This window comes from Klebsiella sp. D-Nf1 (assembly GCF_002810515.1).
GTDB lineage: Bacteria > Pseudomonadota > Gammaproteobacteria > Enterobacterales > Enterobacteriaceae > Klebsiella > Klebsiella variicola.
In genome coordinates this window covers 140,173-163,320 of sequence record NZ_PIOK01000002.1, presented here as the reverse complement: position 1 = coordinate 163,320, position 23,148 = coordinate 140,173, and the positions used below count along the sequence as shown (strand labels likewise).

At 56.6% G+C, this 23,148-nt stretch carries 20 protein-coding genes, 1 tRNA gene and 1 pseudogene; 12 read left to right on the top strand and 10 right to left on the bottom strand.

The annotated features are described in order from the left end of the window. Window positions 1-17 precede the first annotated feature (17 nt). On the bottom strand, window positions 18-1,031 hold the full coding sequence (gene tsaD, locus CWM54_RS10740) for a tRNA (adenosine(37)-N6)-threonylcarbamoyltransferase complex transferase subunit TsaD (protein ID WP_008806537.1): 1,014 nt from the start codon (window positions 1,029-1,031) through the stop codon (window positions 18-20). A 237-nt stretch (window positions 1,032-1,268) separates the two neighbouring features. Here tsaD and rpsU point away from each other — a divergent pair, with 237 nt between their 5' ends. The 3 genes from rpsU (at window position 1,269) to rpoD (ending at window position 5,400) form a co-directional block, all read left to right on the top strand. Then, entirely contained in the window at window positions 1,269-1,484 is a 216-nt protein-coding gene (gene rpsU / locus CWM54_RS10730; protein ID WP_001144069.1) for a 30S ribosomal protein S21, read from the top strand. A 111-nt stretch (window positions 1,485-1,595) separates the two neighbouring features. Then, the gene (gene dnaG / locus CWM54_RS10725) at window positions 1,596-3,341 is read left to right on the top strand and encodes a DNA primase (protein ID WP_061153271.1); all 1,746 of its coding nucleotides are present in this window, start codon (window positions 1,596-1,598) and stop codon (window positions 3,339-3,341) included. 217 nt (window positions 3,342-3,558) lie between these two features. Then, window positions 3,559-5,400 (top strand): RNA polymerase sigma factor RpoD, encoded by a 1,842-nt coding sequence (gene rpoD, locus CWM54_RS10720; RefSeq protein WP_061153270.1) that lies wholly within the window; start codon window positions 3,559-3,561, stop codon window positions 5,398-5,400. Window positions 5,401-5,499: 99 nt separating this feature from the next. Here rpoD and mug read toward each other — a convergent pair whose 3' ends face one another. Next, window positions 5,500-6,006: a G/U mismatch-specific DNA glycosylase gene (gene mug, locus CWM54_RS10715; protein WP_061153269.1), complete on the bottom strand. Its 507-nt coding sequence runs from the start codon at window positions 6,004-6,006 to the stop codon at window positions 5,500-5,502. A gap of 124 nt (window positions 6,007-6,130) precedes the next feature. Between mug and CWM54_RS10710 the strand changes: the two genes are divergently transcribed. Continuing rightward, window positions 6,131-6,206 (top strand) — tRNA-Ile (locus CWM54_RS10710). Window positions 6,207-6,266: 60 nt separating this feature from the next. Here CWM54_RS10710 and CWM54_RS10705 read toward each other — a convergent pair. Beyond that, a pseudogene (locus CWM54_RS10705) lies at window positions 6,267-7,377 on the bottom strand (IS3 family transposase). A 401-nt stretch (window positions 7,378-7,778) separates the two neighbouring features. Here CWM54_RS10705 and CWM54_RS10700 point away from each other — a divergent pair. Next, window positions 7,779-8,624, top strand: a complete 846-nt coding sequence (locus CWM54_RS10700; protein ID WP_100697051.1) for an MBL fold metallo-hydrolase — start codon at window positions 7,779-7,781, stop codon at window positions 8,622-8,624. A gap of 270 nt (window positions 8,625-8,894) precedes the next feature. Continuing rightward, entirely contained in the window at window positions 8,895-9,164 is a 270-nt protein-coding gene (locus CWM54_RS10695) for a hypothetical protein (RefSeq protein WP_100680631.1), read from the top strand. Window positions 9,165-9,232: 68 nt separating this feature from the next. Here the strand turns inward: CWM54_RS10695 and CWM54_RS10690 are convergent, their stop codons facing one another. Further along, window positions 9,233-9,598 (bottom strand): HdeA/HdeB family chaperone, encoded by a 366-nt coding sequence (locus CWM54_RS10690; RefSeq protein ID WP_165785919.1) that lies wholly within the window; start codon window positions 9,596-9,598, stop codon window positions 9,233-9,235. A 301-nt stretch (window positions 9,599-9,899) separates the two neighbouring features. Between CWM54_RS10690 and evgA the strand changes: the two genes are divergently transcribed. After that, entirely contained in the window at window positions 9,900-10,514 is a 615-nt protein-coding gene (evgA, locus tag CWM54_RS10685; RefSeq protein WP_074387553.1) for an acid-sensing system DNA-binding response regulator EvgA, read from the top strand. Window positions 10,515-10,518: 4 nt separating this feature from the next. Next, on the top strand, window positions 10,519-13,761 hold the full coding sequence (locus CWM54_RS10680) for an ATP-binding protein (protein ID WP_100697049.1): 3,243 nt from the start codon (window positions 10,519-10,521) through the stop codon (window positions 13,759-13,761). A gap of 89 nt (window positions 13,762-13,850) precedes the next feature. Here CWM54_RS10680 and CWM54_RS10675 read toward each other — a convergent pair whose 3' ends face one another. Further along, window positions 13,851-14,513, bottom strand: a complete 663-nt coding sequence (locus CWM54_RS10675; protein ID WP_162678240.1) for a YfdX family protein — start codon at window positions 14,511-14,513, stop codon at window positions 13,851-13,853. A 237-nt stretch (window positions 14,514-14,750) separates the two neighbouring features. Between CWM54_RS10675 and CWM54_RS10670 the strand changes: the two genes are divergently transcribed. Both CWM54_RS10670 and hdeB read left to right on the top strand, forming a co-directional pair. Further along, complete coding sequence (locus tag CWM54_RS10670; protein ID WP_061153259.1) at window positions 14,751-15,326, top strand: HdeD family acid-resistance protein; 576 nt, start codon at window positions 14,751-14,753, stop codon at window positions 15,324-15,326. Window positions 15,327-15,352: 26 nt separating this feature from the next. Further along, the gene (gene hdeB / locus CWM54_RS10665) at window positions 15,353-15,658 is read left to right on the top strand and encodes an acid-activated periplasmic chaperone HdeB (RefSeq protein WP_012540524.1); all 306 of its coding nucleotides are present in this window, start codon (window positions 15,353-15,355) and stop codon (window positions 15,656-15,658) included. A gap of 68 nt (window positions 15,659-15,726) precedes the next feature. On the opposite strand, the gene CWM54_RS10660 is transcribed toward hdeB, so the two are convergent. Genes CWM54_RS10660 through CWM54_RS10640 form a run of 5 tightly spaced genes read right to left on the bottom strand, consistent with a single transcriptional unit; the run spans window position 15,727 to window position 21,112 of the window. Beyond that, the gene (locus tag CWM54_RS10660) at window positions 15,727-16,530 is read right to left on the bottom strand and encodes an MIP/aquaporin family protein (RefSeq protein ID WP_100631944.1); all 804 of its coding nucleotides are present in this window, start codon (window positions 16,528-16,530) and stop codon (window positions 15,727-15,729) included. 53 nt (window positions 16,531-16,583) lie between these two features. Next, window positions 16,584-18,407 (bottom strand): diol dehydratase reactivase subunit alpha, encoded by a 1,824-nt coding sequence (locus tag CWM54_RS10655; protein WP_100697047.1) that lies wholly within the window; start codon window positions 18,405-18,407, stop codon window positions 16,584-16,586. Between the two features lie 12 nt (window positions 18,408-18,419). Further along, on the bottom strand, window positions 18,420-18,845 hold the full coding sequence (locus CWM54_RS10650; protein WP_023291057.1) for a glycerol dehydratase small subunit DhaB3: 426 nt from the start codon (window positions 18,843-18,845) through the stop codon (window positions 18,420-18,422). A 2-nt stretch (window positions 18,846-18,847) separates the two neighbouring features. Continuing rightward, complete coding sequence (locus CWM54_RS10645; protein ID WP_074387547.1) at window positions 18,848-19,432, bottom strand: propanediol/glycerol family dehydratase medium subunit; 585 nt, start codon at window positions 19,430-19,432, stop codon at window positions 18,848-18,850. A gap of 12 nt (window positions 19,433-19,444) precedes the next feature. Then, window positions 19,445-21,112: a propanediol/glycerol family dehydratase large subunit gene (locus CWM54_RS10640; RefSeq protein ID WP_061153254.1), complete on the bottom strand. Its 1,668-nt coding sequence runs from the start codon at window positions 21,110-21,112 to the stop codon at window positions 19,445-19,447. 414 nt (window positions 21,113-21,526) lie between these two features. Between CWM54_RS10640 and CWM54_RS10635 the strand changes: the two genes are divergently transcribed. Together CWM54_RS10635 and dhaT are read left to right on the top strand one after the other, a co-directional pair. Continuing rightward, window positions 21,527-21,955, top strand: a complete 429-nt coding sequence (locus tag CWM54_RS10635) for a GlcG/HbpS family heme-binding protein (RefSeq protein ID WP_100680871.1) — start codon at window positions 21,527-21,529, stop codon at window positions 21,953-21,955. A gap of 21 nt (window positions 21,956-21,976) precedes the next feature. After that, entirely contained in the window at window positions 21,977-23,140 is a 1,164-nt protein-coding gene (gene dhaT / locus CWM54_RS10630; protein ID WP_100680627.1) for a 1,3-propanediol dehydrogenase, read from the top strand. The last annotated feature ends 8 nt before the right edge of the window (window positions 23,141-23,148 follow it).

Below are 23,148 nucleotides of genomic sequence, written 5' to 3'. Positions count from 1 at the left end.
GCCTGTTTCAGGAGGCGTTAGGCGGCAGGCAGCTCGGCCAGCGGCCAGCGCGGGCGAACCGTCACGCCGAGCTCGGCTTTGGCGCCGGTTTGCAGACGCACCATGCCGGCGTAGGCAATCATCGCGCCGTTGTCAGTACAGAACTCAGGGCGGGCGTAGAACACCTCGCCACCGCGTTTTTGCATCATCTCCGCCAGCTTCGCCCGCAGGGTACGGTTGGCGCTCACGCCTCCCGCCATCACCAGACGCTTAAAGCCGGTTTGCTCCAGCGCGCGGCGACATTTAATCATCAGCGTATCGACGACCGCATCCTCAAACGCGCGGGCGATGTCGGCGCGGGTTTGCTCATCGTCGCCATTATTACGAATGGTGTTGGCGGCGAAAGTTTTCAGGCCCGAGAAGCTGAAATCGAGCCCCGGACGGTCGGTCATCGGCCGCGGGAAGACGAAGCGGCCTTCGGTGCCCTGAGCGGCCATTTTCGACAGCATCGGCCCGCCGGGATAATCCAGCCCCAGCAGTTTCGCCGTCTTATCAAAGGCTTCGCCCGCTGCATCGTCAATCGACTCGCCCAGCAGTTCATACTGACCAATACCGGTGACGCTAATCAACTGGGTGTGGCCGCCGGAAACCAGCAGCGCGACGAACGGGAACGCCGGCGGGTTATCTTCCAGCATCGGCGCCAGCAGATGCCCTTCCATATGGTGTACCGGGATCGCCGGCACGTTCCAGGCGAAGGCCAGCGACCGGCCAACGGTCGCCCCGACCAGCAGCGCCCCAACCAGGCCAGGGCCCGCCGTATAAGCGACGGCGTCGATATCTTTCGCCGTCAGACCGGCTTCTTTCAGCGCCGCCTGGATCAGCGGCACCGTTTTGCGCACATGGTCACGCGATGCCAGCTCCGGCACCACGCCGCCGTAATCCGCATGCAGTTTCACCTGACTATACAATTGGTTGGCTAACAGACCTTGCTGGTCGTCATAAATCGCGATGCCGGTTTCATCGCAGGATGTTTCAATGCCCAGTACACGCATGAGTTGTTTTACCTCGCTTCAATACCGCGCAGTGTAGGTCCAATGACCGGCGATGTAAAACTTTGCTCACCCCTGGTGCTCTGTTCGTGTATACTCCTCACCCTTATAAAAGTCCCTTTCAAAAAAGGCGCCGGTGCTTTACAAAGCAGCAGTAGTTGCAGTAAAATTCCGCACCATTTTGAAATAAGCTGGCATTGCGGCCAGCGGCAAACCGAATTAATCAAAGGTGAGAGGCACATGCCGGTAATTAAAGTACGTGAAAACGAGCCGTTCGACGTAGCTCTGCGTCGCTTCAAGCGTTCCTGCGAAAAAGCAGGTGTTCTGGCGGAAGTTCGTCGTCGTGAGTTCTATGAAAAACCGACTACCGAACGTAAGCGCGCTAAAGCTTCTGCAGTGAAACGTCACGCGAAGAAACTGGCTCGCGAAAACGCACGCCGTACTCGTCTGTACTAATCTGTTGAGAGCGACGCTCTCAATTCAGACCGAGTTGTAGTTGTAAGGCCGTGCTTCCGAAAGGAATGCGCGGCTTATTTTCGTTTATAGTCATCAGAAATAACGGGGCTTATGGCTGGACGAATTCCACGTGTATTTATTAGCGATCTGCTTGCCAGAACCGACATCGTCGATTTGATCGATGCGCGGGTAAAGCTGAAAAAGCAGGGCAAAAATTTTCACGCGTGCTGTCCGTTCCATAACGAAAAAACCCCCTCTTTCACCGTCAATGGTGAAAAACAGTTTTACCACTGCTTCGGCTGCGGGGCGCACGGCAATGCTATCGACTTCCTGATGAACTACGACAAGCTCGAGTTCGTGGAAACGGTCGAAGAGCTGGCCGCCATGCACAACCTCGAAGTGCCTTATGAAGCAGGCAACGGACCCAGCCAGATAGAGCGCCATCAACGGCAAAATCTCTACCAGTTACTGGATGGTCTGAATGCGTTTTACCAACAGTCTCTGATGCAGCCCGCCGCCGACCCTGCGCGCCAGTACCTGGCAAAACGGGGGTTAAGCAGCGAGGTGATTACGCGCTTTGCCATCGGCTATGCTCCCCCCGGGTGGGATAACGTTTTAAAACGTTTTGGCGGCAATCAAGAAAACCGCCAGTCGCTTATTGATGCCGGCATGCTGGTCACCAACGATCAGGGACGCAGTTATGACCGCTTCCGCGAACGGGTGATGTTCCCCATCCGCGATAAGCGAGGCCGGGTGATTGGGTTTGGCGGACGAGTGCTGGGCGATGCCCTGCCGAAGTATCTGAACTCCCCGGAAACCGACATATTCCATAAAGGCCGCCAGCTGTATGGCCTGTATGAAGCACAGCAGGACAACCCCGAACCACCGCGTTTGCTGGTTGTCGAAGGGTATATGGACGTCGTAGCGCTGGCGCAATACGACATCAACTATGCCGTGGCCTCGCTGGGTACCTCGACCACGGCCGACCATATCCAGCTGCTGTTTCGGGTGACCAATAACGTCATCTGCTGCTACGACGGCGATCGGGCTGGCCGCGATGCCGCCTGGCGCGCGCTGGAGACGGCGCTACCGTACATGACCGATGGTCGCCAGCTGCGTTTTATGTTTCTGCCTGACGGCGAAGACCCGGATACGCTGGTGCGTAAAGAGGGCAAAGCGGCGTTTGAGGCGCGGATGGAGCAGGCTCAGCCGCTCTCCACGTTCTTGTTTAACAGCCTGCTGCCGCAGGTCGATCTGAGTACCCCAGACGGGCGCGCGCAGCTGAGCACGCTGGCGCTGCCGCTGATCACTCAGGTACCCGGCGAAACGCTGCGCATCTATTTGCGTCAGGAACTGGGCAACAAGCTGGGCATTTTAGATGACGCACAGCTTGAACGTTTAATGCCAAAACAGTCTGAAAATGGCGCGCCGCGTCCCGTACCACAGCTAAAACGCACGACCATGCGTATACTGATAGGACTGCTGGTGCAAAACCCGGATCTGGCGCCGTTAGTCCCACCGCTGGAGGGACTGGACTCGCGCAAAATGCCAGGGCTTAGCCTGTTCAGCGAACTGGTGAAAAGCTGTCTGGCGCAGCCTGGTCTGACAACCGGGCAACTTTTAGAGCAATATCGCGGCACAAAAGAGGCCGCAACCCTTGAAAAACTGTCGATGTGGGACGATATAGCAGATAAAGATATCGCTGAACAGACCTTCACCGACTCGCTCAATCATATGTTTGATTCACTGCTGGAACTGCGACAAGAAGAGTTGATAGCTCGCGATCGCACACACGGTTTAAGCAGTGAAGAACGCCGGGAACTCTGGACTATCAGCCAGGAGCTGGCGAAAAAATAAATGACAGACAACATCATTCACGTTGTATCAAGGCAGCAAGAAAACGCAGAACAACGTGAAGGATCAGAATTTAACGGCTTAAGTGCCGAGTATCGATCGGGAAGCCCCCGACAGCCGCGCAGAGGCGCAGCGGCAATAATATAAGTACGCCCTCGCTTTAAATGTCGACAGCCCGCTGCCGACACCAATCAAACGAATTAAGTGTGGATACCGTCTTATGGAGCAAAACCCGCAGTCACAGCTGAAGCTTCTTGTCCAACGTGGTAAGGAGCAAGGCTATCTGACCTATGCCGAGGTCAATGACCATCTGCCGGAAGATATCGTCGATTCCGATCAGATCGAAGACATCATCCAAATGATCAACGACATGGGCATTCAGGTGATGGAAGAAGCACCGGATGCCGATGATCTGATGCTTGCCGAAAACACCGCGGATGAAGATGCTGCCGAAGCTGCCGCGCAGGTGCTCTCCAGCGTAGAATCCGAAATCGGGCGGACAACCGACCCGGTGCGCATGTACATGCGTGAAATGGGTACCGTAGAGCTGCTGACCCGTGAAGGCGAAATCGACATCGCCAAACGTATTGAAGATGGGATCAACCAGGTTCAGTGCTCCGTTGCCGAATACCCGGAAGCGATCACCTACCTGCTTGAGCAGTACGACCGCGTCGAAGCGGAAGAAGCCCGTCTGTCCGATCTGATCACCGGTTTCGTCGATCCGAACGCCGAAGAAGATATGGCGCCGACCGCCACCCACGTTGGTTCCGAACTGTCTCAGGAAGAGATGGATGACGACGAAGACGAAGACGAAGAAGACGCCGACGACGACAGCAGCGATGACGACAACAGCATCGATCCTGAGCTGGCCCGCGAGAAGTTCGCCGAGCTGCGTACCCAGTACGAGCTGACGCGCGACACCATCAAAGCCAAAGGTCGTAGCCATGCCACCGCGCAGGAAGAGATCCTGAAGCTGTCTGAAGTCTTCAAGCAGTTCCGCCTGGTGCCGAAGCAGTTCGATTACCTGGTCAACAGCATGCGCAGCATGATGGATCGCGTTCGTACTCAGGAACGTATCATCATGAAGCTGTGCGTTGAGCAGTGCAAAATGCCGAAGAAAAACTTCATCACCCTGTTCACCGGCAACGAAACCAGCGAAACCTGGTTCAACGCTGCGGTAGCGATGAACAAGCCGTGGTCCGAGAAGCTGCTGGAAGTGAAAGAAGACGTGCAGCGCGGTCTGCAGAAGCTGCACCAGATCGAAGAAGAAACCGGCCTGACCATCGAGCAGGTGAAGGACATCAACCGTCGTATGTCCATCGGTGAAGCGAAAGCCCGTCGTGCGAAGAAAGAGATGGTGGAAGCGAACTTGCGTCTGGTTATCTCTATCGCCAAGAAATACACCAACCGTGGTCTGCAGTTCCTCGATCTGATTCAGGAAGGCAACATCGGTCTGATGAAAGCGGTCGATAAGTTCGAATACCGTCGCGGCTACAAATTCTCGACCTACGCGACCTGGTGGATCCGTCAGGCTATCACCCGCTCCATCGCAGATCAGGCGCGCACCATCCGTATTCCGGTGCATATGATTGAGACTATCAACAAGCTCAACCGTATCTCCCGTCAGATGCTGCAGGAGATGGGACGTGAACCGACGCCGGAAGAGCTGGCTGAGCGCATGCTGATGCCAGAAGACAAAATCCGTAAGGTGCTGAAGATCGCCAAAGAGCCTATCTCCATGGAAACGCCGATCGGCGACGATGAAGATTCGCATCTGGGGGATTTCATCGAGGATACCACCCTCGAGCTGCCGCTGGATTCTGCGACCACCGAGAGCCTGCGCGCGGCAACGCACGACGTGCTGGCCGGCCTCACCGCTCGTGAAGCGAAAGTCCTGCGTATGCGTTTCGGTATCGATATGAACACCGACCACACGCTGGAAGAAGTGGGTAAACAGTTCGACGTTACCCGCGAACGTATCCGTCAGATCGAAGCGAAGGCGCTGCGTAAACTGCGCCACCCAAGCCGTTCTGAAGTGCTGCGTAGCTTCCTCGACGATTAATCGTCGCGGGACAGCGCTCACAGCCTGTTAAAAAGCTCCCTGCGGGGAGCTTTTTTTATGGCGTTCTGGTGGCCATCCGAGGAAAGTGGCATATCTCCGCTACTGGCCGCGCGTCGCCAGGGCATCATCCAGTTCACGATAGGCCGCCACCAGCTTATCGAGCGTCGCCCGGTTTAAGCCGCTGGGATTGGGCAGCACCCACACCTGAGTCATGCCGATGGTCATGGCCTGTTTCCCCCACTTCGCGCCGCGCTGGTTAAAGGCCTGCTCGAAGGCCTGCTTGCCGAGAACCGCCAGCGCCCGCGGCTGATACTCCTCTATTTTCCGCACCAGCTCACGACTGCCGCTGCGCAGCTCCTGCAGGGCGACCTCGCTGGCCTGCACCGTCGGACGCTCAACCAGCATGGTGATGCCGCAGCGCGTATCCAGCAGCTGCAGCTCCTCTTCCGGCCTCAGCAGCCGATCGGTAAACCCGGCCTGATGGATGACCTTCCAGAAGCGATTGCCAGGATGGGCAAAATGAAAGCCGGTATGGGCGGAAGACTTCCCCGGGTTGATACCACAAAAGACCACGCGCAGGCCCGGCGCAAGGATATCGCTAATCATGTTTTCTCCGGCTGTATGGCTAAAACATGATTATAAAGGATTGAAAATGCATTGTTTATAAAAACAGCAGCTGCGCGCTTTACGCTGGATTGCAACCGTCAGTTACTTTATAATCCCTCGCCACGGCCCCTTAGCTCAGTGGTTAGAGCAGGCGACTCATAATCGCTTGGTCGTTGGTTCAAACCCAACAGGGGCCACCAGATATCAAGGGCTTACGTGCAAACGTAGGCCCTTTTCCTTTTCCTGTAAGCGCACCCGTTTTAGTTCCACGCACTTTTTGAGATTTCCGGGGTTTCAGCCATCAGCCGGTATTCTTCCGGCGTCAGGTTATTCAGGGATTCGTGGGGGCGCTCGCCGTTATATTCAGCCAGCCAGCGCTCTGTAATTTCCCGTGCTTCATTCAGTGTTCTGAACAGATAAAAATCCAGTATTTCTGTTCTGTATGTCCGGTTGAACCGTTCGATAAAGGCATTCTGCGTTGGCTTGCCGGGCCTGATAAACTCCAGCATCACACCATGCTCTTCTGCCCATTGTGCCAGCGTCAGCGAGACCAGTTCCGGACCGTTATCCATCCGCATCTTTAGCGGATATCCGCGGTTTGCCACGATCCTGTCCAGCACTCTCACGACCCGCTGCGCCGGGATATTCAGGTCAATTTCGATCGCCAGTGCTTCGCGGTTAAAATCATCCACCACGTTGAAGGTCCGGAAGCGTCTGCCGCACACCAGCGCATCGTGCATAAAATCGATGGACCAGCTCTGGTTCATCGCCTCTGGCGTCACCAGCGGAACCGGATTGCGCACTGGCAGGCGCTGTTTTCCCTTACGGCGAAAATTCAGTTTCAGCAGGCAGTAAATCCGGTGAACGCGCTTATGGTTCCAGCTTTTGCCCTGCCTGCGCAGCACCTGAAAAAGCTTTTTAAATCCGTATCGCGGATAGCGTTCAGCCGCCACGGTCAGCTCCATAATGACTGGCTCATCACGTTGCGTATCCGGCTGATAACGAAATACCGTCCTGCTCAGCGACAATATCCTGCATGCCTGACGTAAGCTCATGGCAAACTGCGCGGTCAGATAGCTGACCAGCTCACGCTTTATCGCTGGTTTTAAAGCTTTTTTTCAATAACGTCTTTCAGGGCGCGGCACTCGAGGCTCAGGCCGCAAACATCTGTTTCAGCCGGCGGTTTTCATCTTCGAGGTCCTTCATCTTTTTGATATCAGAGGCTTCCATACCGCCGAACTTCGCTTTCCAGTTGTAGTACGAGGCCTCAGAAATCCCGGCTTCGCGGCACACATCTTTGACGGTGCGTCCGGCTTCGACGGACTTCAGAACGGCGATGATCTGGTGTTCGGTGAATCGGGCTTTGCGCATGGCGATCTCCTCCAGGAACATAATCAGTATGCAGGAAGATCTCTAAATGTGAATGGTCCGCTTTACCGGGATGCTTACAGGTCGACCACGAGGGCGTGGCGCAATGCCGGTATACTCATAGACTGGTTAAGTTGTCAGGGATGAAAGACAGCGATTGCCCTGCCACCGCCTTCATTGACATGATAATTGCAGCGCCTGCATTAATAGCTAACTCAAGCAAGAAGCGGGCTTTGCGAATTTTTTAGCGATGCGCATTCTTTTTCCTGCAGGTGGCTAGTCAGCATTAACCTGCAAGCCAAATGTTGGTGAATTGCTTATCCGCAATGAATGTGGCATAACACCGGTCCATAATAGAAAGAGTTTCCTTTTCATATTGTTGGCGCAACATCGAGGATTTGCTGATGCAATTAACGGTTCTGGTTGATAATAATACATTAATTGACAGGTATCTTGTCGGTGAGCCTGGTGTATCCTATCTGATTGAGCATGATGGACAAAAAATCCTTTTCGATACCGGATATTCGGATGTTTTTTTGCAGAATGCGCAAACGTTGAAAATTGATTTAACCACTATCGATAGTATCGTTTTATCTCATGGGCATAACGATCATACCTGGGGCCTCAATCATTTAACCCAACATTATGACCGCCTAAATTTCACGCCTGAGAAAAAGATAAACTTAGTTTGCCATCCAGATGCATTAAACCCAAAGTATTTTGATGCAAAATCTATAGGGATCAACTACAGATTCGATCAAAATGATCTCTTCTTCGACAAAATTTGCAGCATAAAACCTTATCCACTCTCTGAAAACATCATCTTCCTTGGTCAAATACCAAGGGACAATAAATTCGAGATGCTGACACCGGTTGGCCAAACGGTAGATGATAAAGGCGAAATCACTGATGATTACGTTATGGATGATTCTGCGTTGGCAATAAAGACAGAAGATGGACTGGTGGTAGTCACAGGCTGTTCTCACGCGGGAATAGCTAACATTATCGAATATGCAAAACAGGTTACCGGAGAAAATCACATTGTTTCGGTCATTGGTGGGTTCCATCTGCAAAATGCCGATGAAGATCGCCTCACACAGACAGGGGATTACCTTAAAGCATTGTCCCCAGATTCCCTCTATCCATGCCATTGTACCGATCTTGCGGCTAAGATTATCCTGGCGCGTTTTATCAAAATTAATGAGGTCGGCGTTGGGCTAAAACTACATTTTTCTGCCGCCAGGAAATGAATGAAAAAGAAGGTAGCCGGCACGCAGGAGAGCAAACGGCAGCGGCCGCAGCGACCAGGCTCGTTAAATTTCAGGTCAATTTCCGAAAAATAACCATAGCCTGCTCCAGCTGATCAAAATCAATACTCTCTTCCCGCCGCTCTTATATATAACCCGTTGACTCACAAAAAGGATGAAATGATGAAAATACGGGATATATCAGTCAGTACTTGTCTGGCACTGTTATTGATGGGTTGCGTAGCTAAACCGCCAATGGCGACGGAAAGTGAAATGAAAGAGGCGGCCGCCTTTGCTTTTAATGTCGATGCTTCGCAGGTGACAATTTCCGATGCGAAGCAGCAGGATGTGAAAACCAACTTTGTGGCAACTATCGGCAAAACCAGCCATCGCTGCTATGTGACCAAGACCGACGGGCCAAAGCTTTACGGGCTGATCCCAATGGGTGGTAGCACCGTCTCGGATGCCATCTGTGCAGGCAGCAACCCGACGTCAGCGAACAAAACCTGCGACGCCCTGTCAAAACAAGCGGGCCGCTGCTAATTCACCGAGCAGCAGAAGGCCGTTAACTGCACATTTAGTCACTTTTTCTGCCGCTTTACCGCGGTCGCTTAATTCAGCGACCGCACCTGCTGGTAAGAGTTGAGCCGTTCACGCAGCGAAGTCAGCCACGCATCTGGTTCCTGGCGGCAGATTTCGGTGAGGATCGGCGTCAACACCAGTTCAGCTTCATGAAAGTCGGTCCACTCTGACGGCTGCAGTGAAAAAGGATCGTTCATCAACCAGATCACCATCGGCGTCCAGGTGCGCGGGTCCAGCTGCAGATAATCCTGACAGCGCATCATATCGCGGGTCTGCACCACATCGGGCGCTACCTCCTTTCCCACCGCCGCGCTACTCATTGCCAATACGATTATTCCTGCCATCAGACGTTTCCAAACCCATTTTCGCCAGAGACTGTGCTTTTCTTTTGCCATTGTTATTATTTTACCTGCCAGCTGTCATCGGAGGGTATTCCCGGCAACTCACCTTAAAAAGAGCAGATTAATCGTTTGCATTTTTTTTAACAGCAGACAGCGCTGAAGTCAGTGAACGCCTGTTCCTACAACTGTCATCCAGATATGCAAATATATTCAACAAGCACTCATCGACAATATTTTCCCGGCCGAAAACGATTTGTGTTACAATTGCGACTTATTCCGGCACCTATAAAAAATAATCCCCGCCGCACCTGCACCAGGCATCGCTATTCTTTTTTATATCAGGATTTACACCCCCATGAATGCGATAATCATTGACGATCATCCATTGGCACGTATTGCCATTCGCAACCTTCTCGACACCAACGGCATTACCGTCGCGGCAGAACTCGACAGCGGCGCCCATGCGGTGCAGACCGCAGAAAGCATGCAGCCTGACCTGCTGATCGTCGACGTCGATATTCCCGAGCTCAGCGGCATCGACGTTCTGGAGCAGCTGCGCAAACGCCGCTACCAGGGAAAAATCATCGTCATTTCCGCAAAGAATGAACGGTTCTACGGCAAACGCAGCGCCGACTGCGGGGCCAATGGTTTTGTGAGTAAAAAAGAGGGAATGAATAATATTCTCGCCGCGATCGACGCGGCCAATAATGGCTACAGCTATTTCCCTTTTTCACTGGAGCGCTTCTGCACACACGGCATCACCGATCAGGACCGGCTGGATACGCTGTCAACGCAGGAGATGAAGGTCTTCCGCTATATCCTCTGTGGCGTCGACTACACCACCATCGGCAGCAAAATGAATATCAGCAATAAAACGGTAAGTACCTATAAGGTCCGTCTGATGGATAAATTAGGCTGCAGCTCCCTGCTTGAGCTTTATGACTTTGCGCAACGCAATAAAATAGGGTGATGGCATGGTGGTTCGTCTTATTTTATCCGTCGTTGTCGGGCTGACGCTGAGCCTCTCTCCTGCCGCATATGCCATGAAACAGCTGGAGCTGAAGAGCCATTCTCATATCGCGGCGATCGATATCCCGCTTAGCGTTAAGGAGAAAGCCTGGCTTGCCGGGCAACTGACATTGACCATCGGCACCTGGCTTCCCGAGATGACGCCCATCGTCTATGACGGCGATGAGGAAAGCTATCAGGGGATTAACGCTGACTATCTGGCGCTGATGAAGCGCAGCCTCGGACTGAAGGTGATTATCCGCCAGTATGACACCGAGCAGCAGGCGCTGGCCGCCCTGGACGATCGGCAGGTCGATACCTTGCTCACTCAGGTGGCGCACCGGGATGCGCTCACCGCGGGCCTGGAGCGAACCGCGCCGCTGATTAAAACCTGGCCGGCGCTGGTTACCTCGCTGAAGTCCCCCCTGCCGCCGCTGACCACTGACCGCCGCGTCACGCTGGCCTGCACCCGCGAATGCGCCTTTTTCGATATTATTCAGCAGGCGTTTCCCAACGCCAAAATCACCCTTTACGACAGCGACTACCAGGCGCTTGCCTCGGTGGTCAGCGGTGAAAATCAGTATTTCATTGGCAACAACATCACCACTGGCCACTGTATCTCGAAGTATTTCTCGCAATCATTGGTCATTGCGCACTATTTTCGTCAGCAGGAACAACACAACCGCTTCGTCACCCGCGACGATCGGCCGGAGTTACACCAGATCCTCGATCGTTTCATTCATGCCATCGACAGCGATACCGCGATGCGGATCATGCAAAACTGGCTCAACCGCGGCGATCTGTCGTTTCTCAATACCCCCCTCCTCTTTAGCGCCGAGGAGCAGCGCTGGCTGCAGAAGCATCGTCGCGTCCGCCTGCTGGTCAACCCCTACTTTCCGCCCTTTACCCTGGTGGATGACGAAGATGAGCTACGCGGCATCATGGCCGATATGCTGAATATTTTCTCACTGCAGACCGGACTACAGTTTGAACCCATCCTGGTGCGCAATCGCCACGATCTGGCAAAGCGCATGGAAAAAGAGGACTGGGCGATCATGCCCGCCGCCACCCTCAATTCGCAGCCGCAGGACTATATCACCCTCAGCGATCCGCTCATTAACGTGGCTTTTGTGCTGGTCGCTCGCGGCAGCGCGGCTGACCAGCGTCTGCTGACGCGAGCGGCGCGGATCGCCCTGCCAGTGGGGCCGATTGCCGCCCACGACCTGAAAGCGCGCTTTCCACAGGTCAACTGGGTGGAGACAGATAACATTGGTATCGCCATGAAGATGGTGGAAGAAGGCGAAGTGGATGCCGCAGTGGCCTCGGAACTCTCCGCCCGCTATATGATCGATCATTACTATCCACAGGGTCTGCACTACACCCGCATCGACGGACTCCCGGTCGCCGCCATTCGGTTGGCCATCCCGCGCGATGAACCGGTGCTGGCCGCCATTCTTGGCAAAGCGCTGCAGGCGATTCCGCCACGGGATATTCTGCAGATGACCGAGAAGTGGTCGAAAATATCCAGCCAGCAAATAGAGAACTGGAGCCAGTACAGCCGACAGTTTTACCAGTTGATCGCCTTTGCGCTGGTGCTGATCGCCATCAGCCTCGGCTGGGGACTCTCCCTGTGCCGGGAAGTGCGCAAACGCAAAGACTCCCAACAGCGGCTGGAAGAAGAACTGGCGCAGAAGGAGGCGCTCTCCTGTGCGCTGGAGCACGAGAAAGATAAAGCGATTCAGGCGACAAAGGCGAAGAGCCGCTTTCTGGCCAGCATGAGCCACGAGCTGCGCACGCCGGTGAGCGCCATTGTCGGCTTTCTGGAACTGCTGGCGAACCCGGAGCTGAACGTCGGCCAGCGTAAAGAAGCGATCGAGCTGGCGGGGTCAACGGCGCAAACCCTGCTGGGGCTTATCGGCAATATTCTTGATATCGACAAGATTGAATCGGGAAAATACCAGGTCACCCCGCAGTGGAGCGATGTCGCACAGTTAGTGTCGCAGCAGTGCCACACCTTCGGCGCGCTGGCGCAGCAAAAGGGCATCGTTCTGCACCACCATAACGCGCTGCAGGAAGGGACCATGCTGTGGCTCGACCCGCAGGCGCTACGGCAAATCCTCAATAATCTCATCGGCAATGCGCTGAAGTTCACCGCCGAGGGCGCGATTCAGGTCAGCTGCCGGCTGGTGCAAGCGGATGAGACGCAGGGGGAGCTGACCCTCACCGTCAGCGACAGCGGCTGCGGGATCAGTGAAGCAGAGCAGGCTACTCTCTTCCACCGCTATGCTCAGGCGCGCCAGGGGCGCCAGCAGACCGGCTCCGGACTGGGGTTGGTCATTTGCAAAGAGCTGGTTGCGCTGATGCAGGGGCGGCTGGAGATGGTCAGTCACCCGGGTGTGGGGACAACTTTCACCCTCACTCTGCCGGTCAAGGCGAGTCGCTGCGCGATTCATGCGCCGCAGGCATTGCCCGCCAGGCCGCAGGCCCTGCCCGGGCTGGCGATTTTGATAGCGGACGACCACCCCACCAACCGGTTGCTACTTAAACGCCAGCTCAGCACCATCGGCTATAGCGTCGATGAAGCCTGCGACGGTGAAGAGGCGGAGAATAAGCTCGCCAGCAAACATTACGATTTGCTGATAACGGACCTCAATATGCCGAAGAAAGATGGTCTGGCGCTGGCGGCCTCGTTACGACGTCGCTATCCGGGCCTGGTCATTTGGGGCGTGACCGCCAGCGCACTCCCGCAGTCGCGTGAGGCGTGTCTGACCAGCGGGATGAATATGTGTCTGTTTAAGCCGGTGTCGGTTCAGACGCTGAGCCATGAGCTCAGCCGTTTAGCGGAGGGCCACGCATCACCTCACGCTACCCGGCACCTGAAGCTCAGCGTGCTGACCGAAAATACCGGGGGAGACCAGGCGCTGATGACTGAAATGCTGGAGACGTTCCGCGATGCGTCGGCCACAGATTTGCAGGCCGCCGGACAGGCTATCGTCCGGCATGAACCGCAGATCTTTCTGCGGGCGCTGCACCGTCTGCACGGTTCAGCACAAATTCTGGGGATTACTGCGCTACAACAACTGTGCGCCCCTTTTGAGGCTAAGCGACCTGATTCGCTGACGCCGGCAAGCTGTCTGGAGGTGGTACAGCACATCACCGGCGTCATGCGCGAGATCGACGGCGAAATCAACGCCCTGATCGGCCGCTAGCCGTTCCGCTCGGGCAGTCCGCTGCCCGAGCGTTAAGGGGACATCCTTGTCAGTTTCTTCCTCTGCGCTCTCTCAGGGTGGAACGAGGATCAGTTGCCTGCCACCAGCATCTCGCTGTCCACCACAATGCCCTCTTCAGCGCCTTTCAGCACCAGATTCGCTTCGTAATACTTCCCGGCTTTCAGCAGTTTTTGCGCCTGCGCCACCGCTTTGCGGGTCTGGTTGAGCGGCATCAGATACTGGTTCTCGATCACGCCAATGCCAGCCAGGCGCAGGGTATCGATAGCCCCTTTCTGGTCACCTTTCGCCAGCTTTTCGTTGGCAGATTTAATGGCACTCTCTTTTTCCGGCGTGGCCACGTAGTCTTCAGACAGGGCGACGGTCGCGTTGATCACCACATAGCGATCGGCGATCATTTTTGCTGTGGCGTCAGTTTTCACGAACTTTGCCCAGCTGGCGTCATCGGCGGCCAGCAGCGCGGCGGCGTCGTCTGTCAGTTTTTTGGCGCTATCCGGCTGGCCGTGGAACAGCGCCAGACGGGCGAACTGGACGTCGCGCATCGCGTTCGCGCCCTGCACCGCCACCTGCAGCACATCGGCAGCTTCTTTCTGAACCTGCGCCGTGGCCGCCGCGGCTGGCGCTGCCGTCGCGCTGTCTGCCGCCCACACCGGAGAGGTACTCATCATGGTTGCCAGCAGGCTCGCCAGAATAACTTTTTTCATTGTTGACTCCTGATTAAAATCGGTAAGCATCACCAAACGCAGCCAGCTTAAAAAATATCGTGGTTATTGAGAATCAGAGCCCGGAAGCAATATTGCGGGCCTTGTCTGACAGCTGTCAGACCAGGCGTATAAAGTGACCTCGGCGCTCTTATTTACGCCTGGCGATAGCGCGGCCTACTATTTTCATTAGACATTTATTTTGGCCCGCTGAATAAACCATACATTTATTTCAGCGCCAGGCCGCCAACCGGGATCTGCGGAGCAATTATGTTTATGTTTAGCCATTACACCTTAAATGCGTTTAGCCCACGCGTCTTCTTACGATATAAACGGCATGCCGGCATGATGGCCGCCCTGCTGTTTATCTGCGGGGCCTGTTGCCTGGCCTGGCCGTTGGTCGCTGGTTGGTATCTCGCCGTCGTCACCGGCATGTTGTTGATGATCTGTGGTTTCTATTCGCTGTACAGCTTGATTGTCTTCCGTCAGCAGCACTGGAAATCGCGCCTGGTGGCGCTGATCTTCGCCATTGCCTGGATCGTGCTCGGCCTGAGCTTTGTCGTCAATCCCCTCAATGGCATGAGCAGTCTGGCCTTCTTATTCGGCTTTTTATTTGTTCTCGGCGGTATTTCCCGCATCGTCAGCGGATGTAAAACCCGAAAACAAAGCGGCGCTGGCTGGAATATTTTTATCGGTTTGCTGGATTTAATTATCGCCTGCCTGTGGCTGGCAATGAACCCGCAGCAAAGCTGGTTATTTATCACCGCATTTATCGGCGTTGAAATGATATTTAGCGCCATCGGCTTTCTGGTCCTGCGCAATAAGATGAAGCATGCTCAGGCTTAAGCCGTATTTTATCACTGGAGAAGAAAATGAATTTACCTAAAGCACTCGTGTTGACCGCGGCGGCCACCACATTCTGTCTGATGACCAGCCCGGCGTTTGCGGTTCAGGAAACCACACCGCAGAATATGACCTGTCAGGAATTTATGGATATGAACCCGAAAAGCATGACCCCCGTGGCCTTCTGGGTCGTGAATCGCAACACCGACTTCAGCGGCGGCGACTATGTCGACTGGCATGAAGTCGAGACCGTCTCGGTGCCAAAAATGTTGCAGCAGTGCCACAAGAACCCCGCCGCTAAACTCGGCGACCTCAGCGCGGTCATCAAAAAATAATCCTGCTCCCCGGCGTTCCGCCGGGGAAAGTTAACCTCGTTACCCGCCGTGACGCGGCGGGCCCCGTCTCACTTATCGATACCGCATTCGCACGGCAGATGGTGGCCGATAAGCTTGCGGTATAAAAACGCCCCCATAATCGCCCCCACCACCGGCGCCAGCAGCGGCACCAGAAAGTAGGGGATCGCCAGCCCGCCGGTAAAGGCAATCGAGCCCCACCCGGCCAGACCGGTAAACAGTTTAGGGCCGAAATCGCGCGCCGGATTCAGCGCAAAGCCGGTTAGCGGTCCCATCGACGCGCCGATCACAGCGATCAGTAAGCCAATCAGCAACGGCGCCAGCGGCCCGCGCGGAATTCCGTTGCCGTCGTCGGTCAGGGCCATGATCATCGCCATCAGGATAGCCGTAATGGTGGTCTCCACGACAAACGCTTGTGTAAAGGTGATATGCGCATGCGGGTACGTGGAAAAGACCCCGGCCAGGTTAAGGCTGGCGGCAGTGCCGCGAACGATATGCTGGCTCTGTTCAAGATCGAGAAACAGCTGACGATAGAGTCCATACACCAGCGCGGCGGCGCAGAAAGCCCCGGCCGTCTGCGCGACAATAAACGGCAGCACCTTGCGGCGTTCAAAACAGGCGAACAGCCACAGGGCAATGGTCACCGCCGGATTAAGGTGCGCGCCAGAGACGCCGGCCGTCAGGTAGATGGCCATGGCGACGCCAAGGCCCCAGATAATACTGATCTCCCACTGACCAAAGCTGGCCCCGGCGACCCGCAGCGCAGCGACACAGCCCGCGCCGAAGAAGATGAGCAGTCCGGTGCCAAGAAACTCGGCCACGCACTGCCCGGTTAAGGTAGAAGTCTGGTTCATTATCGGCATCCTGAAATAGCACGTTAAAGAGAGAGGCTGGCGCGAGCGCCCGTTTAATTCGCCTGACCGGCCAGTACCAGCCCGGTGGCGACCGCATTGCGCGGCCCTTCTGTTCCCCGAATATTGCCCTGCCCGGCGACCACGCCATAATGCGACAGGGCTTCCGTGATAAGCTGCGGGATCTCAAAGTCCAGCGATGAGCCGCCCACCAGCACCACAAAGGCGATATCGCGAATGGAACCGCCGGGTGAAACCTGGCGCAGCGCGCGCAGGCAGTTGGTGACAAAGACTTTCTCTTTCGCCTGGCGGCGCACGAGACGAATTTTTTCCAGCGGACTGGCGTTATCGATCGGCACCAGTTCGCCCTCCTTGATGTACACCACTTTGGCGAATACCGCCGGGCTAAGGGCTTGCCGAAAGAACTCCACCGCGCCATTCTCGTGGCGGATACTGAACAGACTTTCCACTTTGGCCAGCGGGTATTTTTTTATCGCTTCCGCCAGCGAAAGATCCTCGAGGCCCAGCTCGGTTTTAATCAGCAGGCTGACCATATTCCCCGCTCCGGCGAGATGCACCGCCGTTATCTGCCCCTCCGCGTTGACGATCGCCGCATCCGTCGAACCGGCGCCAAGGTCGAGGATCGCCAGCGGCGCCGCACAGCCGGGAGTGGTTAACGCCCCGGCGATGGCCATGTTGGCCTCCACGCCGCCCACGACCACCTCCGTCTGCAGTCGGGCGCTCAGTTCGCGGGCGATAACCTGCATCTGCAGACGATCCGCTTTCACCATCGCCGCCATCCCGACGGCATTCTCCATGGCGCACTCGCCGGCCATCCCGCCCTGCACCTTGCGCGGAATAAACGTATCCACCGCCAGCAGATCCTGGATATATATCGCGCTCATCTCATGGCCGGTCAGGGACGCCATCACTTTGCGAACCCGCTCGAGCATACCGCCGGCATGGGTACCCGGTTCGCCGCGGATGTCGCGTACCGGGGCGCAGGCGCTCATCGCCTGCATGATCGCTTCCGCGCCCTCGGCAACATCGGCCTCTCCGCGGCGCTTTTCGCCGCTAATGTAGAGGTTGCCCGCCGGGATCACCCGCGACTGCACGTCCCCCTGCGGGGTCTTGAGCACCACCGCTGAACGGTTGCCAATCAGGGCGCGGGCGATGGGGACGATGGCCTGGGTCTCTTCCGGGCTTAGCCCGAAGAAGGTGGCGATCCCGTAGGGATTCGACAGGATCCGCACCACCTGGCCCGGCGCAGCCACTTCCACCGCCGCCATCACCCCCTCGGGGACCTGCTCCAGCAGCGTCACTTCATCCACCACCGGCAGGGTTTTACGCAGGCGGTTGTTCACCAGCACGCCGTCGTCCTTTTTGAGGATCGCCGCCACGACGTTGATCCCCCGCTCGAGTGCCTCATTGAGCAACCACACGGCGTCAAGGAAATCGACGGCGTCGTCAATCAGTACGATCCACCCCTCGGCATACTGCGCCGCCGACAGCGCCGCCAGCCGCCCGAGGGCGATGGTCGTCCCCACGCCAACGCCCACCCCGCCCGGGGTTTGCGGGTTATGACCGATCATGGTCGACTCGGTGATAATGGTCTCGGTGATGGTCTCCATGGCCACATCGCCAATCACCGGCGCGGCTTCATTAAGGTAAATGCGAGCCACATTGGCCATTGACCACGGCGTCTTCGCCAGGGCCTGCTCCAGCGCGGCGAGGGTCCCGGCGATATTGTCCCGCGTCCCTTTCATGCCCGTCGTCGCGACGATCCCGCTGGCAACAAACGCCCTCGACTGCGGGTCGTCGGACGCCAGCGCCACCTCGGTGGTGGCATTGCCGATATCAATCCCGGCTATTAACGGCATGCTGACCTCCGCTTAGCTTCCTTTACGCAGCTTATGTCGCTGCTGATACACTTCCGCCGCCTCCCGAACAAAGGCGGCATTCACCGTCGCATGCCAGGTGTGCTCCAGCTCGTCGGCGATCGCCAGCAGCTCCGCCTGCGAGGAGCGGAACGGGCGCAGCGCGTTATAGATAGCCAGAATGCGCTCGTCAGGAATGGCAATAAGCTCCGCCGCGCGGCGGAAATTGCGCGCCACCGCATGGCGCTGCATCTGCTCGGCAATCTGCGCCTGGTACTCAAGGGTCTGGCGGGAGATCCGCACATCCTGCGGGCCCACCTCGCCAGAGAGCACTTTCTCGAGGGTGATGTCGGTCAATGGTTTGCCGGTAGGCGTCAGGATATGCTCCGGGCAGCGGGTCGCTAACGGATAATCCTGCACGCGCATGGTTTTCTCGCTCATGGTCACTCCCTTACTAAGTCGACGTGCAGGGTGACGGGCTCGGCGTCCTGCACCACATGTTTGGTCTCTTTGATATGAAACAGGGCGGCTTTGGCCATAAATTTCGGCCGCACCATCTGGTCGTTCACCACCGGCACCGGCGAAGGTGACTCTTTGCGCGCATAGCGCGCGGCGTTTTTGCCAATCTGCCGGTAGGTCTCCAGCGTCAGCAGCGGCGCCTGGGAGAACAGCTCCAGGTTGCTGAGCGGCAGCAGATCGCGCTGATGGATGACCGTGGTCCCCTTCGACTGGATACCAATGCCGATCCCCGAGCCGCTCAGGTTCGCCGCATCCCAGGCCATAAAGGAGACGTCGGACGTGCGCAGAATGCGCACCACCCGGGCGTGAAGCCCCTCTTCTTCCACTCCGGCAATCAGCTCTTTGAGGATCGCGCCATGGGGCATATCGATCAGGGTGTGATGCTGGTGTTTATCGAAGGCAGGGCCGACACCAATCACCACTTCATCGGCGCGCTCATCGGCAGAAGCCGCCTCGCCCTCGCGGGTCTTCAGGGTAAAAGAGGGCTGATTTTGGGTTGTCTGTTGCACAGGAATACCGCCTTATTCAATGGTGTCGGGCTGAATCACGCCCGGAATATTTTTGATCTCCGCCCAGCGTTCGGCGGAGATGCGATAGCCGGTGCCCGGCCCCTGATAGTCATTGATGTCGTTGACCGCGCTCACCACCTCGAACTGCCGATCGAGAATGGCCGAGGTCTGCAGGTAATCGCCGGTGACCCGCTGGCGCAGCATATTGAGAATATTGCTGGCGATATCCTCAAAGCCGCTGCGGCTCAGCGCGCCGACAATATCGAGGCCGGTGATGTTGCGCTTCATCATCTCTTCCACCGCGCTCAGATCCTCCACCACGTTACGCGGCGGCATCTCGTTGCTGCCGTGCGCGTAGGTGGCGGCCTCCACCTCCTCGTCGGCGATCGGCGGCAGCCCCAGCTCGCGGAAAACCGCCTGGATCGCCCGCGCCGCTTTCTGGCGAATGGCAATGGTTTCCGCCTCGGTCACCGGACGCAGGCCGCCGTCAACCATCAGGTCACGCTGCAGGATGTTGTAATCATCAAAATCTTCCGCATCGAAGTTCGAGCCGGCGAACATGTTGTCGTAGTTCGGCACCGCGCTGTAACCGGAGAAAATAAAGTCGGTACCCGGCAGCATCTGCATCAGGGTGCGCGCGGTGCGGCGGATATCCGAGTGGGAGAAGGTCTGGTCGTTGGCCGATGCCACCTCGAGATCGAGCATGGAGGCGATCAGGTTTTCCGCCAGCACCGCCCGAATGCCCGACGGCACGGCGCCGGTCATGCCGATGCAGCTCACCGCCCCGTTCTGCAGCCCCTGCACCCCAGCGCCTTTGGTAATGAAGATGCAGCGCGATTCGAGGTAGAGCATCGACTTGCTCTCCGAATAGCCCATCAGCGCTTCGGAGCCGGTGCCGGAGGTGTAGCGCATTTTCAACCCGCGGGAGGCGTAGGCCGAGGCGAGGAACGCCTTTGACCACGGCGTATCATCGCCGTCGGTAAATACCGCCTCGGTACCGTAGACCGATACCGTCTCGGCATAGCTGGTTAAGCCACGCATGCCCAGCTCCAGCTCGGTGGCCTCTTCCACCGAGCATTGCGTCAACACGCCGGGGCGGCCGCACTGCGAACCGACCAACAGCGCCAGGGCGTTAAACGGCGCGTAGCGCGCGATACCGACCGTGGTCTCCTGCTCGGAGAAGCCGCGGATCCCGGCCTCGGCGGCGTCGGCGGCAATCTGCACCGGATTATCTTTGAGGTTGGTGACGTGGCACTGGTTGGAGGGGGTCCGACGGGCGCGCATCTTCTGCAGCGCCATCATCATCTCCACCACGTTCATCTGCGCCATCACTTCAACCGCTTTGGCCGGCGTGATGGCGGTGGTGATGGCAATGATCTCCTCCCGGCTGACGTGAATATCCACCAGCATGCGGGCTATCTCCAGCGCCTCCAGGCGCATCGCCTGCTCCGTGCGCTCAACGTTGATCGCGTAATCGGCGATAAACCGGTCGATCATGTCAAACTGGTCCCGGCGCTTGCCGTCCAGCTCGACGATCAGACCGTTTTCCACTTTTACCGACGAGACCGGGTCAAAGGGGCTTTCCATCGCGATCAGCCCCTCTTCAGGCCACTCGCCAATCAATCCGTCCTGATTAACAGGGCGCTGGGCCAGTACTGCAAATCGTTTTGATCTTTTCATTGTTCATGGGCTCAAAAGGTGAAATCCGCAGGCGGTAGCGAACACGCCGGGCCAGCGTCACCGCCCACCCGGCCATTACCGGCAATAGCGGAACTTTAAATGAGCCAGTGCTGAAAAAAATAAAATTAATTTCGTTTCAATTTGGCACGTTAAATCGGCAAACAGTTTCACTATGAAACTCCATCTCCACGGCAAAAATAAAAAATGTGATCATCAGCAATGATATAAATCAATTAATGAAAAAAGCCTCCCCTCGCGTTTTTCCGAAGCCGTTTTAGACCTGTTGACTAAATCATGGCGGGCGACAAAATAACGCTAACAAAAATAAAGCAAGACAACCGTCTGGTGATAGTTTTTTACTATCGCCCCCTACTGACTATGCGCGACAGCATTATCCTGGCGCGGGAGAGAATGATGAAAAAGAGCCAACAAGTTCAGACAATCACCCTGGCCGCCGCCCAGAAAATGGCGGCGGCGGTGCAACAAAAAGCCACTGAGATCAACGTACCTGTGGTATTTTCCGTGGTCGACCGCGGAGGTAATACGCTGCTTATCCAGCGGATGGACGAGGCCTTCGTCTCCAGCTGCGATATTTCCCTGAATAAAGCCTGGAGCGCCTGCAGCCTCAAACAAGGTACCCATGAAATTACGCCAGCGGTCCAGCCCGGACAATCTCTGTATGGTCTCCAGCTAACCAACCAACAGCGAATTATTATTTTTGGCGGTGGCCTGCCCGTTATTTTTAATGAGCAGGTGATTGGCGCCGTCGGCGTTAGCGGCGGTACGGTTGAGCAGGATCAATTATTAGCCCAGTGCGCCCTGGATTGTTTTTCCGCATTATAACCTGAAGCGAGAAGGTATATTATGAGCTATCGTATGTTTGATTATCTGGTGCCAAACGTTAATTTTTTCGGCCCCAACGCTATTTCCGTGGTCGGCGAACGCTGCCAGCTGCTGGGGGGGAAAAAAGCCCTGCTGGTCACCGACAAAGGCCTGCGGGCAATTAAAGATGGCGCGGTGGATAAAACCCTGCATTATCTGCGGGAGGCCGGTATCGAGGTGGCGATCTTTGACGGCGTCGAGCCCAACCCAAAAGACACCAACGTGCGTGACGGCCTCGCCGTATTTCGCCGCGAACAGTGCGACATCATCGTCACCGTGGGCGGCGGCAGCCCGCACGACTGCGGCAAAGGCATCGGCATCGCCGCCACCCATGAGGGCGATCTGTACCAGTATGCCGGAATCGAGACCCTGACCAACCCGCTGCCGCCCATCGTCGCGGTCAACACCACCGCCGGCACCGCCAGCGAGGTCACCCGCCACTGCGTCCTGACCAACACCCAAACCAAAGTGAAGTTTGTGATCGTCAGCTGGCGCAACCTGCCGTCGGTCTCCATCAACGATCCGCTGCTGATGATCGGCAAACCGGCCGCCCTGACCGCGGCGACCGGGATGGATGCCCTGACCCACGCCGTCGAGGCCTATATCTCCAAAGACGCCAACCCGGTCACTGACGCCGCCGCCATGCAGGCGATCCGCCTCATCGCCCGCAACCTGCGCCAGGCCGTGGCCCTCGGCAGCAACCTTCAGGCACGGGAAAACATGGCCTACGCCTCTCTGCTGGCCGGGATGGCCTTCAATAACGCCAACCTCGGCTACGTGCACGCCATGGCGCACCAGCTGGGCGGGCTGTACGACATGCCGCACGGCGTGGCCAACGCCGTCCTGCTGCCGCACGTGGCGCGCTATAACCTGATCGCCAACCCGGAAAAATTCGCCGATATCGCTGAACTGATGGGCGAAAACATTGCCGGACTGTCCACCCTCGACGCGGCGGAAAAAGCGATCGCCGCTATCACGCGTCTGTCGATGGATATCGGTATTCCGCAGCATCTGCGCGATCTGGGGGTAAAAGAGGCCGACTTCCCGTACATGGCGGAGATGGCCCTGAAAGACGGCAACGCATTCTCGAACCCGCGTAAAGGCAACGAGCAGGAGATTGCCGTGATTTTCCGCCAGGCCTTCTAAGGGTTAAC